This window comes from Oceanimonas doudoroffii, from assembly GCF_002242685.1.
GTDB classification, from domain to species: domain Bacteria; phylum Pseudomonadota; class Gammaproteobacteria; order Enterobacterales; family Aeromonadaceae; genus Oceanimonas; species Oceanimonas doudoroffii.
Genome location: NZ_NBIM01000005.1, coordinates 175924 through 194479, shown reverse-complemented (window position 1 = coordinate 194479; position 18556 = coordinate 175924). Strand labels below are relative to the sequence as shown.

Sequence of the window (18556 nt, the reverse complement as noted above, 5' to 3'; positions counted from 1 at the left end):
ATACCTCTAAAGGGCCGTCCGAGACCAGGACGTTGATAGGCAGGGTGTGGAAGCGCTGTGAGGCGTGCAGCTAACCTGTACTAATGACCCGTGCGGCTTAACCATACAACACCCAAGAAGTGTGAGAGACTTGCGGTCTCGAGACTACAAACAGCATTCATCATAAAGTTTTTTCCGAATTAAGTTTTATGCCTGGCGGCCATAGCGTTGTGGAACCACCTGACTCCATGCCGAACTCAGTAGTGAAACGCACCCGCGCCGATGATAGTGTGGCAGCTGCCATGTGAAAGTAGGTCACTGCCAGGCACCCAATACCGAAAAGCCCGATACGAAAGTGTCGGGCTTTTTTCGTTTTCTGAGCCTGCACTTTTCGTCCTGACAGCCGCCGCAGGCGCGGTTTTAACGCCGGGCTGGTGTTGCATCCGTCATTCAATCTCCATTTAGCTCTACACTGCCTTATAGCATGGTGCTATCGAGGGAGGCTCACCGCAGCGCCAGCTGGATAGGTTGTGTACACTTTTTTCTGTTATCTGATCTTTTTTGTGGGCCATCAGTATTTACGAATAAGGTAGATATAGATCACATTGATTCCAATTTTGTGTACAAAGATTTCACAATGGTATAACACGCATGTTTTTTTTGCGGTATCATCTAACTGACTCCGCACTATGGCACCAGCCTTGAAGTGGAGCATGGAGGGTAGTGCCACCGTCTCGACAGGATGTTGGCCAATAATAAAATGGCGGCCCACTGTAAGGCCCGCTCATTGGCAACGATTAACAAAGGGATCTGTTATGACCCAGGATGCAAAAACCGCACAAGGCAAAAATCTTGATTTGCTGTATTCACTGCACGACAAGCCCGGCTTTTTGCCGTCCGTGTTTGCAGCCTTGCAGCATGTACTGGCAAGTCTGGTTGGTGTGATCACTCCCACCCTGATTGTGGGGGGAGCACTCGGACTGGGTGAGCACGTTCCTTATCTGATCAGCATGGCGTTGATGGTCTCCGGTGTGGGTACCTTTATTCAATGTCGGCGCGTCGGCCCTATTGGTGCCGGGATGCTGTGCCTGCAGGGCACCAGTTTTGCCTTCCTGACCGCCGTGCTTTCCGCCGGCTTTATCGTCAAAAGTCGCGGTGGTACGCCGGAAGATATTCTGGCTACCATCTTTGGCGTCAGCTTCTGCGCCGCCTTTATTGAAATCTTTTTGAGCCGTTTTGTGCACAAGCTGCAGAAGGTGATCACGCCTGTGGTAACCGGCACCATCATCATCCTTATCGGTATTCCGCTGATCAAGGTGGCCATGACAGACATCGGTGGCGGCTTTGGCGCGCTGAATACGGACAGTTTTGGTTCTCTCGACAACCTGCTGCTGGCCGGTATCGTGCTGGTGAGCGTGATTCTGCTGAACCGCTCCAGAAACCCCATGATTCGGCTGGCGGCCGTGGTAATCGGCCTGGCCTTGGGCATGCTGGCCGCCTTCTTGATGGGCCGCCTGGACTTCTCTCACATCGCCAGCCTGCCGCTGATCTCCATACCGGTGCCGTTCAAGTTCGGCTTCCAGTTTGACCTGGCCGCCTTTATTCCGCTGGCCATTCTGTTCTGCGTCAGCGCCATGGAAACCACGGGTGACCTGACCGCCAACTCTACCATTTCCCGCGAGCCGGTGAAGGGGCCGGTATACATCAACCGCATTCGTGGTGGCGTACTGGGGGATGGTGTCAACTCCATGATTGCCGCTGTGTTCAACAGCATGCCGTCTACCACTTTCAGTCAGAATAACGGCGTTATCGCCCTGACCGGTGTGGCCAGCCGTTTTGTGGGGATCTATATCGCCGCCATTCTGTTTATCATGGGCTTGTTCCCCATCATTGGCGGCGTGCTGCAGACCATGCCCAAGCCGGTGCTGGGCGGTGCGACCCTGATCATGTTCGGTACCGTGGCCGTGGCCGGTATTCGCGTGCTGTCCCAGGCTAACCTGGATCGCCGCAACATGATGATTATCGCCATTTCCGTGGGCATGGGTATCGGTGTTTCCGCCGTGCCAAACGTGCTGCAGGCCCTGCCGGACACCGTGGAGAACATTCTGAAGTCTCCGGTGGCCATGGGTGCCATTACCGCCATCCTGCTGAGTCTGATTCTGCCCGAAGGCCCTGCCGAGGAAGAGGAAGCCGATGTGAAGGCCGACGAGCAGGCTGGTGAAGGTAAAAAAAAATTAGGTGAGGTTGGTTAACACTCACTATCGAATTGAGGCCTGATTTGTCTCAATCCCCTGGCGTACCTTCCCGGATTGTGCGTCAGGGGTTTCCACATCCGGGGGATGCCAACTTTCCAGCAATATGGAGTAGAAAGTCTGATGCAAAACCCCAACAACACACTCTGGATTAAATCTCCCCTTGCGACGCTCGATTCGACCTGTGCCGGTGGCGTGGTGATCAGCGGCGACACCATTGTCGAGCTGGTGCCCGAGGGGAAAACACCGCAGCATGCCATTGATCAAATCTTTGATGCCGGCGAGCACGTGCTGCTGCCGGGCCTGATCAATGCCCATCACCATTTCTACCAGACCCTGACCCGTGCCCATCCGGTGGCGTTGAACAAGGAGCTGTTTTCCTGGCTGACTTCGCTCTACCCGGTATGGGCGAAGCTGCAGCCGGAAATGGTGGCAGCGTCCACTCAAATTGCCCTGGCCGAGCTGCTGCTGTCGGGCTGCACCACCGCCAATGATCATCACTACCTGTTTCCGCAAGGGCTGGAGCAGGCCATCGATATTCAGGTGGAGCAATCCCGCCGTCTCGGCGTGCGAGTGCACCTTACTCGGGGCTCCATGAGCCTGGGTCAGGATCAGGGGGGCTTGCCGCCCCAATCCACGGTGCAGACCGAGGACGCGATACTGGCCGACAGTGAACGCCTGATAGACCGCTACCATGAGCATGCCGACGGCGCCATGGTGCGAGTGGCGCTGGCTCCCTGCTCTCCCTTTTCGGTCAGCAGTGAGCTGATGAAGGCCTCGGCCGAACTGGCCGAACGGCATGATGTGCAACTGCACACACACCTGGCCGAGACCCACGATGAAACCGAGTTCTGTGAGCGCATGTTCGGTATGCGTCCGGTGGACTACCTGGAGTCGGTGGGCTGGCTTAATAATCGTACCTGGCTGGCTCACGGCATTCATTTCAACGAGGAAGAAATCGCGCGGTTGGGCAAGGCCGGAGTGGGCATATCCCATTGCCCGTCGTCGAACATGCTGCTGGCCTCGGGAATGTGTCCGACCCTGGATCTGGAAGCGGCCGGTTGCCCGGTGGGCCTTGGCGTTGATGGCTCGGCGTCCAATGACGGTTCCAACATGATACTGGAAGTGCGGCAAGCCTTGCTGCTGCAGCGGTTGCGTTATGGCGCCAGGCGCATTACCCACCAGAAGGTGATTGACTGGGCGACCCGTGGCTCGGCTGCCTGTTTGGGTCGCCATGACATTGGCGAGATTGCCGTGGGCAAACAGGCCGATCTGGCCCTGTTCCGGCTGAATGACATTCAGTTTGCCGGAGCCGGCGACCCGTTGGCGGCGCTGGTGTTGTGTGGTGCCCAGCGGGCCGACAGGGTGATGGTGGCTGGCCGCTGGCGAGTAACCGATGGCACCATTGAGGGCCTGGATATAGAGGCCCTCAAGGCACGGCAGCGTGAGCTGGCGGCGCAGTTGCGTTGAATGCGTCAGGGTAATAAAAGAGAGTGCTGCGGCACTCTTTTTTATTACCTTATGGTTTCAAAGGATTTTTTCGGTGCTTTCTGGTATAAAGTCAGTTTTTGCAAAATGGTTTTCGGAATGCGATGGGATCTTAAAGGTTGGCTTGGCCTGCAATTACTGGCGGGTCTGCTGCTGATCACCTGGTGGCAGGGATACTGGCAGGAACTGGATGAAAGTGTGTTTTGGTGGTTCAACGGCCGCCTAGTGACGCAGCCTGGCTTTGCCGAGTTGGTAGCCTTCGTCAATCAGCGCTGGATTGACGGTGCGGTGGCGCTGTTGATGGCGTTGTTCGTGTTTCGGCACGCTTGGCTGGCATCGGGCAGAGAGCGGGCGCGTATCTGCTGCTTGCTGTTGATCATGGCTGGTTGCTTCTCGCTGCAGGCGGCGGCGGGCAAGGCGCTGCCCATTGAACGGCCGAGTCCAACCAAGGTATTTGAGCAGGCGGAACGGATCAGTGAGTTGGTGCCCCATATCAAGGCCAAGGACGCTTCGGGAGACTCCTTTCCCAGTGATCACGGCATTGGCTTCGCCACCTTTTTGCTGTTTGCCCTCTATCGCTTTCCGCGTCGTTACCTTTACGCTGTGGTTCCCTTGGTGCTGGCCCTGGCCATGCCAAGGGTCATGTCCGGGGCCCACTGGCTCACCGACTTTCTCTGTGGCTCCATCCCCCTGGCGTTGATCACCGCCGCCTGGCTGTTCCACACGCCGCTGGCCCACTGGCTGACCGAAACCCTGGTGGCCCCGGCTGAGAAATTGCTGCGGCGCTGGCAACTTCAGGGTTAAACCACAAGGGCGGTCAGGCCGCCCTTGTGGTTACCGTGGCAGGCTAACCTGCTCGCTGCGAGGCAGAATGTCATAGTCGATGATCACCGGCAGCCCTTGCTGGTGGCGGCGCAGCATGTCAAAGGCGGCAAAGGCCAGCAGCCGGCGACGCATCAGCGGATCGCGAAAGTGCATTTTCAGGGTTTGTGCCTCGCAGCCCTGCTCGGTCAGCAGCGCCAGCGGAATGCCCTGAGGACCCTCGGCACCGATGGCCAGGGTAATGGTCCGACCCGAGCCTTTCAGCCACTGTGCCAGGTCATCGGCGCTATCGGGCAGCCCGGCCAGGTAATGGCCTTCAAATTCGGCAGTGAGGGTGTGCAGGGTGTCGGTCAGGCGGCCGCCGCTGGCGTCTTCAAATATCACCAGATCCCGGTTGTGCAGTTGTGCCGCCAGGGCATCGAATGTCAGCTCGTCACGGGCCACCAGGTGGCTGCCCACCTGCTCCAGCAACTGGGTCTCGGCCTGGGCGATGGCCTCGTGGTCATCGGTATCGATAATCAGCTTCAGCTCTATGGTGGGGGCATTGGCGCGATACCCAAGAGTAATCCCCTTCGGCCAGGGCAGGCTGTCGAGTCGGTCGCTCAGGCCCGACTCCGACAGCCCGAACAAAAAGTAGCGTTGTACCTGGCTTCGGCCCTGCTGACCCAGTCGGCTGCGCAATCGCGGCAGAATTTCCTCGTCCATCATTTTCTTCAGTTCGGACGGCACTCCGGGCGTAAAGAAAAACAACGCCCGGTTGTGTTGCACCGCAAAGCCGCAGGCGGTGCCGACGGGGTTGTCCACCAGCTCGGCGCCCTCGGGCAGCATGGCCTGCTTGATATTGCTTTCCGGCATGATGCGGTTTCGGCTGTTGTATTTCTCCTGCATCACCTCAAGCCAGTGCTGGTTCAGGGCCAACGACACGCCGGCGGCCTCGGCCATGGCCTCGGCGCTGATGTCGTCCGAGGTCGGTCCCAGGCCGCCATTGACGATCACGATATCGGCGTGGTGGCTGCGCTGTTCGAACAGCTCCACCAGATCGGCCTTGTCATCGCCTACGGTAAAACGCCGGCGCACCTGCCAGCCTTGCTCTAGCAGCCGCTGTGACAGCCAGCCGGCATTGGTGTCGGTTATCAGGCCGGTGAGCACTTCGTCGCCGGTGCTGACCAGTTCAATCACGGGGTCCATATGCAAATCCTTGAAGAAAAACGCCCAAATTCTAACGTATCTTGCCGGCGCAACACAGCTAGCTGGTGACAAGCGGCGGCCCTTATTGTAGATTTCTAGATGTCTAGACTTTTCTACCGATGCAGTACATGGAGTAAGCACATGCCCATCAGAATTCCGGATCGCCTGCCGGCGGCCAATGTCCTGAGCCGAGAAAATATCTTCGTGATGACGGAGACGCGCGCGGTCAATCAGGATATACGACCGATGCGGGTGCTGCTGCTCAACCTGATGCCGAAGAAGATTGAAACCGAGAATCAGTTGCTGCGCATGCTGTCGAACTCGCCGCTGCAAATCGGAGTGGATCTGCTGCGCATCGACAACCGGCCATCAAAGAATACGCCGCAGTCACACCTGGAACATTTTTACTTCGATTTCGAGCAGATCAAGGATCAGTTCTACGACGGTTTGATCATTACCGGCGCGCCTCTGGGGCTGACCGACTTCTGCGATGTGGTGTACTGGGACAAGATTGAACAGGTCGTGGAGTGGTCCAAGAGCCATGTGACCTCTACCTTGTTCCTGTGCTGGGCGGCCCAGGCCGGCCTGAAAATTCTCTACGGCCTCGATAAACGCACTCGTCTGGAAAAGCTTTCCGGTGTATATGAACACCAGAACATGGGGCAGTTCGAGCCCCTGGTACGCGGCTTTGATGATGTGTTTCTGGCTCCCCATTCCCGCTATGCGGACTTTCCGCTGGATCTGATTCGTGAGAAAACCAACCTCAAGGTGCTGGCCGGCTCAGAACGGGTGGGCATGTACCTGGCGGTCAGTCCGGATCGCCGTCAGGTGTTCGTGACCGGCCACCCGGAATACGATCCGGATACCCTGCATCAGGAATACATGCGGGATCTGTCCGTGGGCATTGAGCCCAACATGCCGGTGAACTACTACCCGGAAAACAACCCGGACAATGCACCCCGGGCTACCTGGCGCAGCCACGGTCACCTGTTGTTTTCCAACTGGCTCAACTACCACGTTTATCAGCTGACCCCCTACGATCTGAAGACCCTGAGCGCCGCCGGCGATACCCTGACCAAAGACTGGGAAGACTGAACATCAAAAAGGGGCATCAGCCCCTTTATTGTTAATCGATGGGAAAGCCGGCTTTTTCGGCGGCCTTGGCCTTGTTGATCATCGGCGTGATGGTCATGCCCTGCACGATAATCGAGAACAGCACGATGGCGTAGGTCATCATCAGGATCAGATCCCTCAGCTCCACCTGCCCGTCACTGCCCAGCTTGATCCCCGCCGGAATTGACAGCGCCATGGCCAGTGACAGGCCGCCACGCAAGCCGCCCCAGGTCAGAATGCGTACCGAGTATCTGTTGTAGCTGCGCACCCGACGAAAGCCGATATAAGGTATTGCTACACTGGCAAAGCGGCCGGCCAGTACCAGGGGCACCGACAGCACCATCAGGATCCAGGCCTGCCAGTGAAAGTCCACCAGCAGCATGGCCAGGCCGATCAGCAGGAACAACAGGGCATTGAGGAACTCGTCCAGCAGGTGCCAGAAATGATCCAGGTATTTCTGGCTCTGCTCCGAAAAGCCGGTGTAGCGGGTCCAGTTGCCGACGATAATGCCCGCCACCACCATGGCCAGGGCACCAGAAACGCCGAGAATGTTGGCCATGGCAAAGCCGGCGGTGGGCACGCACAGGGTCATCAGCAGCTCCATGGAGCCGTCGTCGGTGGCGCTGATCATGATGTGGCTCATCAGCCCCAGCAGGGCACCAAAGATAATGCCGCCCACGGCTTCGTGGGTGAACAGGGTCATGACCGAGCCGACGCTTGCCTCGTTGCCGTTAAAGGCCACCGCAAAAATGGTGAGGAAGGCCACCAGGCCGATGCCGTCGTTGAACAACGACTCCCCCTCAACCTGAATGGCGATCTGCTCCGGCGCACCCAGCTTCTTGACGATGGCCAGCACTGCTATGGGGTCGGTGGGGGAAATCAGGGTGCCAAACAGCAGGCAGTAGATAAAGGGCAGGGGAATGGCCGCCATATAGGTCAGCAGCCAGAGGCCGCCGGCCACCACCAGGGTGGAGATCAGCACGCCGACGATCACCAGCACCGAAATTTCCCATTTCTGGCTCTTCAGCGCCGGCAGGTTAATGCCCAGGCCGCCGGCAAACAGCAAAAAGCCGAGAATGCCCTGTAGCAGAAAGGAGCCGAAATCGACGGTCTTGACCACCTCTACCGCATGTTGTTGCAGTTCTGGCCAGGTGGTCTTGCCGAGAATAAGCATTAAAATGGAGATGGCGAGGGCGCCGGAGGTAATGGCGATGGTGGTCTGGATTTTCATGATGTACTGATTGACGAAGGCAATGGTGATCGCCATGGCCGCCAAAAAGCACAGGGTGTAGTAAACGCTCATGTAAGGGCACTTCCGAAAGGTTATTTTATTATTTGCAAGCTGAAATGACCGAATGTGTTCCGGTCGTACATAGTTTGCCCTATTGGCCTCGGCATCACTAGTGGAAATGCGGTGAAAACGGTCATTTTCATGGGTTGCTTCACACCTCAGGTTTCCGGACATGCAGATGGCCGGATTTCCGATTGCGCAAAGTGTGATAGCATGGATGCCGCATACAGGAATCAGGTTGTAACAGGAGTCAGCAGTGTCCCGATCCCCCGTGTTTTCTCAGCTCGAACAGGCCCTGGCCAAACGCATTTTGATCATCGACGGGGGCATGGGCACCATGATCCAGTCCTACCGGCTGGACGAGGCCGCCTACCGGGGTGAGCGCTTTGCCGACTGGGCCAGCGATCTCAAGGGCAACAACGATCTGCTGGTGCTCACCCAGCCCGAGATAATCGCGCAAATTCACAGCGATTATTTCGCCGCCGGCGCCGACATTGTCGAGACCAACACCTTTAACGCCACCACCATCGCCATGGCCGATTACGCCATGGAAAGCCTGGCGGCGGAGATCAACCTAGAGGCGGCGCGCCTGGCGCGCCGGGTGGCCGACGACTGGACCGCCAAAGAGCCGCACAAGCCGCGTTTTGTGGCCGGGGTGCTGGGCCCGACCAACCGCACTGCCTCGATTTCGCCGGACGTGAACGATCCCGGCTATCGCAACATCAGCTTTGATCAGCTGGTCGAGGCCTATACCCAGGCCACCGAGGCGCTGATCGACGGCGGCGCCGATCTACTGATGATCGAAACCATCTTTGATACCCTCAACGCCAAGGCGGCGGTGTTTGCCATTGAAGGGGTGTTTGATGCACGCGGCGTGCGCCTGCCGGTGATGATTTCCGGCACCATCACCGACGCCTCAGGCCGTACCCTGACCGGCCAGACCACGGAAGCCTTTTACCACTCCCTGCGTCACGCCCAGCCCATTTCTTTTGGCCTGAACTGCGCCCTGGGGCCGGACGAGCTGCGCCAGTATGTGGCCGAGTTGTCGCGCATCAGCGAAACCTATGTGTCCGCCCACCCCAACGCCGGCCTGCCCAACGCCTTTGGCGAATACGATCTGGAAGCCGAGGAAATGGCCGGTCATATTCGCGAATGGGCCGAAAGCGGCTTCCTTAACCTGGTGGGCGGCTGCTGCGGCTCTACCCCGGAACACATTCGTGCCATGGCCGAGGCGGTGGAAGGCCTGGCCCCGCGTAAACTGCCCGAGCTGCCGGTGGCCTGCCGGCTGTCCGGTCTGGAGCCGGTGCTGATCACACCGGAAAGCATGTTCGTCAACGTGGGCGAGCGCACCAACGTCACCGGTTCGGCCAAGTTCAAGCGGCTGATCAAGGAAGAGCAATACGACGAGGCGCTGGAAGTGGCGCTGCAACAGGTGGAAAACGGCGCCCAGATTATCGACATCAACATGGATGAGGGCATGCTCGACGCCGAGGCCTGCATGACCCGCTTCCTCAACCTGATCGCCGGTGAGCCCGATATCTCCCGGGTGCCCATCATGATCGACTCTTCAAAGTGGGAGGTGATCGAGGCCGGCCTCAAGTGCATTCAGGGCAAGGGTATCGTCAACTCCATCTCCCTGAAGGAAGGGGAAGACAAGTTTATCGAGCAGGCGAAACTGGTGCGTCGTTACGGTGCCGCCGTGATCGTGATGGCCTTTGACGAGGTTGGCCAGGCCGATACTCGGGAGCGCAAGTTCGAGATCTGTCAGCGCGCCTACCGAGTACTGGTCGACAAGGTTGGCTTTCCGCCGGAAGACATCATCTTTGACCCCAATATTTTCGCCGTGGCCACCGGCATCGACGAGCACAACAACTATGCCGTCGACTTTATCGAGGCGGTCAAGGACATCAAGGACAACCTGCCCCATGCCATGATCTCCGGCGGTGTATCCAACGTGTCGTTCTCGTTCAGGGGCAACGAGCCGGTGCGGGAAGCCATTCACGCCGTGTTCCTCTATCACGCCATTCGCAACGGCATGGACATGGGCATCGTCAACGCCGGCCAGCTCGCCATCTATGAAGATATCGATCCCGAGCTCAAGGCCAGCGTGGAAGCCGTGGTGCTCAACCAGAATGACGATGCCACCGAAACCCTGCTGGCGCTGGCCGAGCGCTACCGTGGCAGTGGCGGTACGGCCAACGACGCCCGGGATCTGGAATGGCGCAGCTGGCCGGTGAACAAGCGGCTGGAGCATGCCCTGGTCAAGGGCCTGACCGACTTTATCGAGGAAGATACCGAAGAGGCCCGCCAGCAGGCGGAGCGTCCGCTGGAGGTGATCGAAGGCCCGCTGATGGACGGCATGAACGTGGTCGGTGATCTGTTCGGCGAGGGCAAGATGTTTCTGCCCCAGGTGGTGAAATCGGCCCGAGTGATGAAACGGGCGGTGGCCTACCTCAATCCCTATATCGAGGCTACCAAGGCGGTGGGCCAGAGCAACGGCAAGATCGTGATGGCCACGGTCAAGGGCGACGTGCATGACATCGGCAAGAACATCGTCGGCGTGGTGTTGCAGTGCAACAACTTTGAGGTGGTGGATCTTGGCGTCATGGTACCCTGCGAGACCATTCTCAAGACCGCCCGGGAAACCAAGGCCGACATGATCGGCCTGTCGGGCCTGATCACACCGTCACTGGATGAAATGGTGCACGTGGCCAAGGAAATGCAGCGCCAGGGCTTTACGATTCCGCTGCTGATCGGCGGCGCCACCACCTCCAAGGCCCATACCGCGGTCAAGATAGAGCAGAATTACGACGAGCCGGTGGTCTATGTATCCAACGCATCCCGGGCCGTGGGAGTGGTACAGAGCCTGCTCAGCGAAACCAACAAGCCGGCCTTTGTGGAGCGGCTCAACCAGGAATACGAGGTGGTACGGGATCAGCATGCCCGCAAGAAACCCCGAACCAAACCGGTGACCCTGGCCGAGGCCAGGGCCAACCCGGTGGCCATCGACTGGGACGCCTACACGCCGCCGGTACCCGCCAAGCCGGGTATTCACGAGTTTCACGACGTGCCCATCTCGGTGCTGCGGGAATTCATCGATTGGACTCCCTTCTTTCTCACCTGGTCGCTGGCGGGCAAATACCCGCGCATACTTGAAGACGAGGTGGTGGGCGAGGAAGCCAAGCGCCTGTTTGCCGACGCCAACGCCATGCTCGATACCCTGGAAGCCGAGGGCGAGCTGCGGTGTGCCGGGGTGATCGGCCTGTTCCCCGCCAACAGTGTGGGCGACGACGTGGAGATCTACACCGACGAGAGCCGCTCCACCGTACTGCACACCCTGCGCTTTTTGCGTCAGCAGACCGAGAAGAAGGACGGTTTCCCCAACTACTGCCTGGCCGACTATGTGGCGCCCAAGGGCAGCCTGCCCGACTATATCGGTGGCTTTGCGGTGACCGGTGGCATTGGCGAAGACGACATCGTCAAGCGCTACAAGGACGCCCAGGACGACTACAACGCCATTATGGCCAGTGCCGTGGCCGACCGTCTGGCGGAAGCCTTTGCCGAATACATGCACCTGTTGGTGCGCCGGGAATACTGGGGTTATGCGCCGGATGAGGACCTCGATAACGAGGCGCTCATTCGCGAAAAATATCAGGGCATTCGTCCGGCACCGGGCTACCCCGCCTGCCCCGAGCACACCGAAAAGGGCACCCTGTGGCAGTGGCTGGACGTGGAAAAGCGCATCGGCATGAAGCTGACCGAGTCCTACGCCATGTGGCCGGGGGCGGCGGTATCGGGCTTTTACTTCTCCTATCCGGACACCCGCTACTTTGCGGTGGCGCGCATTCAGGAAGATCAGTTGCTGGATTATGCCGAACGCAAGGGCATGACCCGTGAAGAGGCCGAAAAATGGCTGTCTCCCAACCTGAGTGATTGAGTAAAAAAGGCGCCATCGGCGCCTTTTTCGATAAAAAGACGTGTTTTACGGCCAGCTTCCGGTATGGCGCATGTATGCTTAAAGGTATGGAAGGATCCATGCCGTTTGTTGCCAAACGCATCCGCTTGGTCGGCCGTCTGTCGTGACAGTGCAGCGGGGGGCTGGACAGGCATCACGCCTTGGCGTAGCTTCTTGCGGCTTTGTTCAATCTTCGGGAGGTGTTTCCCCATGTTTGCCCTGACCCGCAAGGGAAAAACCATCATAGTGCTGCTGGGGATACTGTTCTCCCTGATCGGGCCGGCCCAGGCCAACCCGCGTTATGCGGCCATCGTGATTGACGCGGAAAACGGCGCCGTGCTGCATGCAGCCAACGCCGATGCCAGCCGCTATCCGGCGTCCCTGACCAAGATGATGACCCTTTACCTGCTGTTTGAGGCCATGGAGCAGGGACGCATGAGCCTGAATACCACCATGCCGGTGTCGGCCCACGCCGCCTCCATGCCCCAGACCAATATCTCCCTGCGAAAAGGCGATCAGCTGCGGGTGCGGGACGCCATTCCGGCGCTGATCGTGCGCTCTGCCAACGACGTGGCGGTGGTGGTGGCCGAGGCCCTGGCCGGCAGTGAAAGCGGCTTCGCCCGGCGCATGACCGCCAAGGCCCGGGAGCTGAAGATGTACAACACCACCTTTCGCAATGCCTCCGGCCTGCCCGACAATCAGCAGATTTCCACCGCCCGGGATCTGGCCACCCTGTCATTGCGGCTGATGAAGGACTACCCGGCCTATTACCACTATTTTTCCACCTCTTCGTTTACCTACCAGGGACGCACCTATCGCAGCCATAATCGCATGGTGCAGAACTCCCCCGGGGTGGATGGCATGAAGACCGGTTATATTCGCGCGTCGGGCTTTAACGTGGCGACCTCGGCGCTGCGGGAGGACCGTCGTGTGGTGGCCGTGGTGATGGGGGGCAAGACCGCCCAGTCCCGGGATCAGCATATGGTCTCGTTGATCGATCGCAGCATTGGACGGGCCACGCAGGTTGCGCGAGTGTCCGCCGCGGGAGCCCCGGCCGCCGAACGGCTGGTGGTCAGCACCCGCACCGTGCGCCAGACCGTGCGCCAGGCCCCACAAACCCAGGCGCCGCAAACCCCGGCGCCGGCCGTTGTGGCAGTGCAGCCGGTATCGCTGACCGACAATTCCGGCTGGGCGGTGCAGATTGGCTCGTTTCGAGTGCCCGAGCAGGCCCGGGACAGGGCGTCCGATGCGGCGCGTCGGCTGGGGGATCTGGCCCAGGCTCAGGCGGCGGTGACCGAGGTGGAAATCAGCAACCGCAAGCTGTTTCGCGCCCGCCTGATCGGCCTGGAGGAGAACCAGGCCAAAAGCGCCTGCCAGCGCCTGTCTCGTCAGGGCATGGACTGCCTGGTGGTGCGCCTCTAGCCTGCCCGGATGGCAAAACGAAAAAAGGGGCAACATTGCTGTTGCCCCTTTTTCGGTCGTCCTGACGGCTCAGTTCCATGAACCCTGTGGCTCCCTGCCATGTCCCTGACTGCATTTCACTCCGTGAAATCTTCCCCTTCCCGATCCATCGGGGTGTCCTGGTCGCTCCTGACCGCGCATCGTCCTGATCCGCTTCACATCTTCAATCCTGAAGGTGTCCTTGGCCGCTTTCCTGCGGTGTCCTTTTGCCGTTCCTGGCGGGCCCGTCGTCCTGACTGGCCTTGCTGCGTCCTAGCGAGAGCAATAATAACCCGAGGGCGTTCTGGCTCAAGTCGGCGGTATTAGCTGTCCCGAGTATCAGAATGGGTTAAAATCTGTCAAGTGATTGATTTTGTTATGAAGTTAATGTTATTGGGTGACAAAGGCGCGAGCACAACGACGTATTGTCTGCCCGCAGCTTGAGAGATCTCGCACAGAAGGACGGGGTTATTGTCAGGCATTGGCCTCAAGGGCCAGCAGCCAGCGTTTGCGTTCCAGACCGCCGGCATAGCCGGTCAGACGACCGTCGGCACCGATCACGCGGTGGCAGGGAATGATGATGGCGATGGGATTGCGGCCATTGGCGGCACCCACGGCCCGCACCGCCCTGGGATTGCCGATGGCGCCGGCAATGTCGCCATAACTGCGTCGCTCGCCCCAGGGAATATGCTGCAGGGCGTGCCATACCTGCTGCTGGAAGGGGGTTCCACTAGGCGCCAGGGGCAGGCTGAAGCGGTGCAGCCTGCCGGCGAAATAGGCGTTCAGCTGGTCGCAGGTTTCTTGCAGCAGGGGAGACGTCGGTGCCAGGGCCGTAGTGTCGCCGGTCATAAAGCTCAGACCGGTGATGACGTCGTCGGTGGCGTCGATACGCAGCGGGCCGCAGGGGCCGGGCAAAATGCAGTGCATTGAAAAAACCTCGACTCGAAATAGGAGAACAATTATTGGAGCCCCACAACGGAAAATAGTTGCGCCGTCCCGGAGCGTTTGGGACGCATCGCCCGTTTTCGTCGTCCAGCGCAGGGCGGCTGTTCAGAGTCCGGTCAGGGGCCAGACGTCGTAGGCCGGCTCTTCGTAGGGATGGGCCTTGCGCAGGGCATTCACGGCGTCGCGGATCAGGTGATCCTCGCACACCAGTTCGATGCGCAGCTCGTTCACCCGCTCCAGCTTGCCGGCCTCGCCGAGAAAGGGACTGGCTCCTGCCAGTGGACGAAATTGACCCTGGCCTGGAGTTTCAAAGCAGCACTGATCGTAGTCGCCGATTTTGCCGGCGCCGGTGGCAAACACCGCTCGCTTGACGGCTTCTGCATGGGTCTCGGGCACGAAAAACACCAGCTTGTACATGATGGCTTGTCCGTTCTGCTCAAAGTCTGTGAAATGTACCATAAATCCTTGCTGCAAAAGTGGTTTGTTCGCACACTGGGGGCAATAATGAAGCCTTCCGAAGCCAACGGAATTCACCCATGAGCCAACCCAACAAGGTGCTGCAACGCCTACTGTTACCCCGGGCCGGCAGCCTGTTGCCGCTGGTGCTGCTGGGCGTGCTGACCGGCGTGATTGCCAGCCTGGTGATGATGAGCTTTCTCGTCCTGCTCAATGGCGTGCTCGGCAGCCTGAACGGTGACAACCTCGAAGATTTTGAGTCTCTGGCCTGGTACTGGCAGCTGGGGTTGCCCCTGGCTGGCAGCCTGCTGCTGATCCTGCTCTACCGGCTGACGCCACCGGCGTCCTGGTCGGTGGGACTGGCTTATGTGCTTGAGCGGTTGCAGTTCGGCCAGGGCCGGATTCCGGCGGCCACCATCGGCTTTCAGTTTGTGGCGGCATTGATCGCCCTTGGCTCGGGGCACAGCGTGGGGCGGGAAGGGCCCACGGTACACCTGGGGGCGGGCATTGCCAGCCAAATTGGCCAGCTTAGCGGGCGGCCGCCCAGCCAGCTGCGGCTGTTGCTGGGGTGTGGTACTGCGGCGGCGATCTCGGCGGCCTTCAACACGCCGCTGGCAGGGGTGTTGTTCGCCATGGAGGTAGTGCTGATGGAATATAGCCTGCTCGGTTTCGCCCCCATTATCGCCGCCGCCATTACCGCTTCGGCCTTGACCGGCGCCCTGCTGGGGGAGCATGCGGTGCTGGCGCCGGTCAGCCTGTCGCTGGCGTCCTACCAGGACATTCCCGGCCTGTTGCTGACCGGGCTCTGGGTGGGCCTGCTGGCGGCGCTGTTTCAGCGGCTGGTGCTGGTGTTCGTGCGGTTACCGCTCAAGGCTCGAGCCCTTCGCCTGCTGCTGGCCGGGGCCGTTACCGGCGCGTTGGCGCTGGCCGCACCCCAGGTGCTGGGCTCCGGCTATGACACCATCAATGCCGCCCTCGGTAATCAGCTGCCCTGGCTGTTGCTGCTGGGCATACTCGGGGCCAAGCTGCTGGCTACGGCGGCGGCCATTGGCCTGGGTGTACCCGGCGGCCAGATTGCCCCTACCCTGATGCTGGGGGCGTGTGCCGGCGGGGTGGCCGGGGCATTGCTCCCCGGCACGTCCGATCCGGCCCTCTATGCCCTGCTGGGCATGGCGGCCATGATGAGTGCCGTGTTGCACGCGCCGCTGGCCGCCATTGCCACCGTACTGGAACTGTCCCTCAGCGCCGAGGCCATGCTGCCGGCCATGGTGGTGGTGCTGGGCGCTAACCTGTTGTGTCAACACGGTTTTCATCTGCCATCCCTGGTGATCACCCAGTTGCGGGTGCGAGGGCAGGAGCTGCAGACCCACCCCCTTCGTACCGCCCTGGCCCAGCGCTATCTGTCGGAGCTGGCTGACCTCAGCCTGGTAGAGTGGAACGGCGAGGGCCCTTTGCCCCGCACCGAGGCCCATGCCCTGGTGGTGCACCGGGATCAGCAGTATTACCTGCTTAAGCCGGCTCAGCTTGAACGAAATATCACCCCGGAAAGCCTTGAGTCTCTGCTGACGCCCGCCCGCCGGCTGCAGTTGCTGGAGCGGGACATGTCGTTACTGCAGGCGCTGCGCACCCTGTCGGGGGAGGACGGGGCCGGCTTTCTGGTGCCGGTGCGCCGGGGCCGGGGCCTGGTCACTCGAGGCCGGCTGGTGCGCATGCTCACCGAAGAAGGAGGCCTGTATTGAACGAGGGTAACCCCGAGGGGGAGTGGAGCCTGCGTGAGGGACGGCTGAGCCTGAGTGGTGATTGGACCCTGGCGCATCACGCCTGCCTGCATGCTCGATTGGTGAGCCTGCCGGCGCAAGAGGTCAGGGCTCTGGACGGCAGTAAGCTGAATCGGCTCGATACCGCCGGTGCCGGCCTGCTGTGGCAGCGCTTGGGTAAGACGCTGGCATCGTTGACGCGGAACGCCACCGGCCTGAACGACGGGCAGCGGGCGCTGTTGCTGGCGGTGGCCGGGAGCATGAGCGGGCGAGAGCCGGCGCCATTGGTCGAGGCGCACTGGAGCGATAGCCTGGCCCGGCTGGGCGAATATATGCATTCGGGCTGGCAGCAAGGGCGCCGGCTACTGGGTTTTGCCGGTCTGACCCTGAGCACCGGCCTGGTATTGGTGTTTCGCCCGGGGCAATGGCGCCTTACGGCGCTGGTGGCACAAATGCAGCAGTGTGGCCTCAACGCTGTACCCATTGTGGCTCTGCTCACTTTTCTGGTGGGGGCAGTGGTGGCCTTTCTCGGCGCCACCGTGCTGGCCAGCTTCGGCGCCACCATCTATACGGTGGATCTGGTGGCCTACAGCTTTATGCGCGAGTTTGGGGTGCTGCTGACCGCCATTTTGCTGGCCGGTCGTACCGCCAGCGCTTTTACCGCCCAGTTGGGGGCGATGAAGGTCAATCAGGAGCTGGATGCCCTGCGCGCCCAGGGGCTGGATCCCATCGCCTTGCTGGTGTTGCCCAGGCTGCTGGCCCTGTTGCTGACTCTGCCGCTGCTGACCTTTATCGCCATCATCAGCGGCCTGCTCGGCGGCGCCCTGGTGGGCTTGTTGTCACTGGATATTTCCCTGGCGCACTACCTGGCCATCGTGCAGGAAGTGCCGGTTCGTCATTTGCTGGTAGGGCTGGGCAAGGCTCCGTTATTTGCGATGCTGATTGCCCTGATCGGCTGCCTGGAAGGATTCAAGGTTGCGGGCAGCGCCCAGTCGGTGGGCGAACACACCACCTCCAGCGTGGTGCAGTCGATCTTTGTGGTGATCCTGCTGGATGCCATTGCCGCCCTGTTTCTGATGGAGATGGGCTGGTGAGCGGGGCCATTATTCAGGTGCGAGGGCTGCGCAACTGCTTTGGTGCCCAGGTGGTGCATGATCGCCTGGATCTGAATGTGATCGAGGGGGAGATTCTTGGACTGGTGGGTGGTTCCGGCAGCGGCAAGTCGGTGCTGTTGCACTCCATTATTGGCCTGCACCGGCCCGACGCCGGTGAGGTGCGCCTGTGGCAGCAGGATTTGCTGACCCTGCCAACGGCACAGCGTCGCGCACTTGAGCGGCGCATGGGAGTGCTGTTTCAGAACGGCGCCCTGTTTTCCTCGCTGACGGTGCTGGAGAATATCGCCCTGCCGCTGGTGGAGCATGCCGGTCTGAACCGGCGGCAAGCCGGTGCGCTGGCGGACATCAAGCTGGCTCTGGCTGGGCTGCCGGCACTGGCGGGGGGACGCTATCCCTCGAGCCTGTCCGGAGGCATGGTCAAGCGGGCGGCCCTGGCCCGGGCGCTGGCGCTGGATCCGCAGATCCTGTTTCTGGATGAGCCTACCGCCGGGCTGGATCCGGTATCGGCGGCGGCCTTTGATCGTTTGCTGCTGACCCTGCGTGATGCCCTGGGCCTGACCGTGGTGCTGGTTACGCACGATCTCGATACCCTGTACGCCTGCTGCGATCGGGTCGCGGTGCTGGGACAAAAGCGGGTACAGGCGGTGGGCACCCTTGCCGAGGTGGCAGCCACCGATGACGCCTGGATTCGGGATTATTTTCACGGCCCGCGGGGCCGAGCGGCCCGGCAGGCCGTGCACGGCAACGAGGAGTAG

Annotated in this window: 13 protein-coding genes and 2 rRNA genes; 11 read left to right on the top strand and 4 right to left on the bottom strand. The window is 60.4% G+C overall.

What is annotated here, in order from left to right; translation table 11 throughout:
* From B6S08_RS14300 to B6S08_RS14280, 5 genes are all read left to right on the top strand, one after another.
* Window positions 1-105 (top strand): 23S ribosomal RNA (locus tag B6S08_RS14300); the annotation flags it as partial.
* 86 nt (window positions 106-191) lie between these two features.
* Window positions 192-306, top strand: a 5S ribosomal RNA gene (gene rrf / locus B6S08_RS14295).
* A 488-nt stretch (window positions 307-794) separates the two neighbouring features.
* A complete protein-coding gene (locus tag B6S08_RS14290; protein WP_094201477.1) occupies window positions 795-2231 on the top strand; it encodes a nucleobase:cation symporter-2 family protein in 1437 nt (478 codons plus the stop codon).
* A 123-nt stretch (window positions 2232-2354) separates the two neighbouring features.
* On the top strand, window positions 2355-3701 hold the full coding sequence (locus B6S08_RS14285) for an 8-oxoguanine deaminase (RefSeq protein ID WP_094201476.1): 1347 nt from the start codon (window positions 2355-2357) through the stop codon (window positions 3699-3701).
* 117 nt (window positions 3702-3818) lie between these two features.
* Window positions 3819-4523: a phosphatase PAP2 family protein gene (locus tag B6S08_RS14280; RefSeq protein WP_094201475.1), complete on the top strand. Its 705-nt coding sequence runs from the start codon at window positions 3819-3821 to the stop codon at window positions 4521-4523.
* A 30-nt stretch (window positions 4524-4553) separates the two neighbouring features.
* Here the strand turns inward: B6S08_RS14280 and B6S08_RS14275 are convergent, their stop codons facing one another.
* Window positions 4554-5729 carry a CinA family nicotinamide mononucleotide deamidase-related protein gene (locus B6S08_RS14275; RefSeq protein WP_094201474.1) on the bottom strand — a complete coding sequence of 392 codons (1176 nt, stop codon included), beginning with the start codon at window positions 5727-5729 and terminating at the stop codon, window positions 4554-4556.
* Window positions 5730-5870: 141 nt separating this feature from the next.
* Here B6S08_RS14275 and metA point away from each other — a divergent pair, with 141 nt between their 5' ends.
* Window positions 5871-6824: a homoserine O-acetyltransferase MetA gene (gene metA / locus B6S08_RS14270; protein WP_094201473.1), complete on the top strand. Its 954-nt coding sequence runs from the start codon at window positions 5871-5873 to the stop codon at window positions 6822-6824.
* A 31-nt stretch (window positions 6825-6855) separates the two neighbouring features.
* Here metA and B6S08_RS14265 read toward each other — a convergent pair whose 3' ends face one another.
* Window positions 6856-8145 carry a cation:proton antiporter gene (locus B6S08_RS14265; RefSeq protein WP_094201472.1) on the bottom strand — a complete coding sequence of 430 codons (1290 nt, stop codon included), beginning with the start codon at window positions 8143-8145 and terminating at the stop codon, window positions 6856-6858.
* A gap of 244 nt (window positions 8146-8389) precedes the next feature.
* Here B6S08_RS14265 and metH point away from each other — a divergent pair, with 244 nt between their 5' ends.
* On the top strand, window positions 8390-12070 hold the full coding sequence (gene metH / locus B6S08_RS14260; RefSeq protein WP_094201471.1) for a methionine synthase: 3681 nt from the start codon (window positions 8390-8392) through the stop codon (window positions 12068-12070).
* Between the two features lie 228 nt (window positions 12071-12298).
* A complete protein-coding gene (locus tag B6S08_RS14255) occupies window positions 12299-13510 on the top strand; it encodes a D-alanyl-D-alanine carboxypeptidase (RefSeq protein WP_094201470.1) in 1212 nt (403 codons plus the stop codon).
* A 492-nt stretch (window positions 13511-14002) separates the two neighbouring features.
* Here B6S08_RS14255 and B6S08_RS14250 read toward each other — a convergent pair whose 3' ends face one another.
* Both B6S08_RS14250 and B6S08_RS14245 read right to left on the bottom strand, forming a co-directional pair.
* Window positions 14003-14455: a methylated-DNA--[protein]-cysteine S-methyltransferase gene (locus B6S08_RS14250; protein ID WP_094201469.1), complete on the bottom strand. Its 453-nt coding sequence runs from the start codon at window positions 14453-14455 to the stop codon at window positions 14003-14005.
* 123 nt (window positions 14456-14578) lie between these two features.
* Window positions 14579-14932 (bottom strand): YqfO family protein, encoded by a 354-nt coding sequence (locus tag B6S08_RS14245; protein WP_240919714.1) that lies wholly within the window; start codon window positions 14930-14932, stop codon window positions 14579-14581.
* A gap of 77 nt (window positions 14933-15009) precedes the next feature.
* Here B6S08_RS14245 and B6S08_RS14240 point away from each other — a divergent pair, with 77 nt between their 5' ends.
* The 3 genes from B6S08_RS14240 to B6S08_RS14230 are packed head-to-tail and all read left to right on the top strand — an operon-like array spanning window position 15010 to window position 18556.
* On the top strand, window positions 15010-16668 hold the full coding sequence (locus B6S08_RS14240) for a chloride channel protein (protein WP_094201468.1): 1659 nt from the start codon (window positions 15010-15012) through the stop codon (window positions 16666-16668).
* On the top strand, window positions 16665-17780 hold the full coding sequence (locus B6S08_RS14235; RefSeq protein WP_094201467.1) for an ABC transporter permease: 1116 nt from the start codon (window positions 16665-16667) through the stop codon (window positions 17778-17780). Before B6S08_RS14240 ends, B6S08_RS14235 begins: the two co-directional genes overlap by 4 nt.
* Window positions 17777-18556 (top strand): ABC transporter ATP-binding protein, encoded by a 780-nt coding sequence (locus B6S08_RS14230; protein WP_094201466.1) that lies wholly within the window; start codon window positions 17777-17779, stop codon window positions 18554-18556. The genes B6S08_RS14235 and B6S08_RS14230 overlap by 4 nt, the downstream gene beginning before the upstream one ends.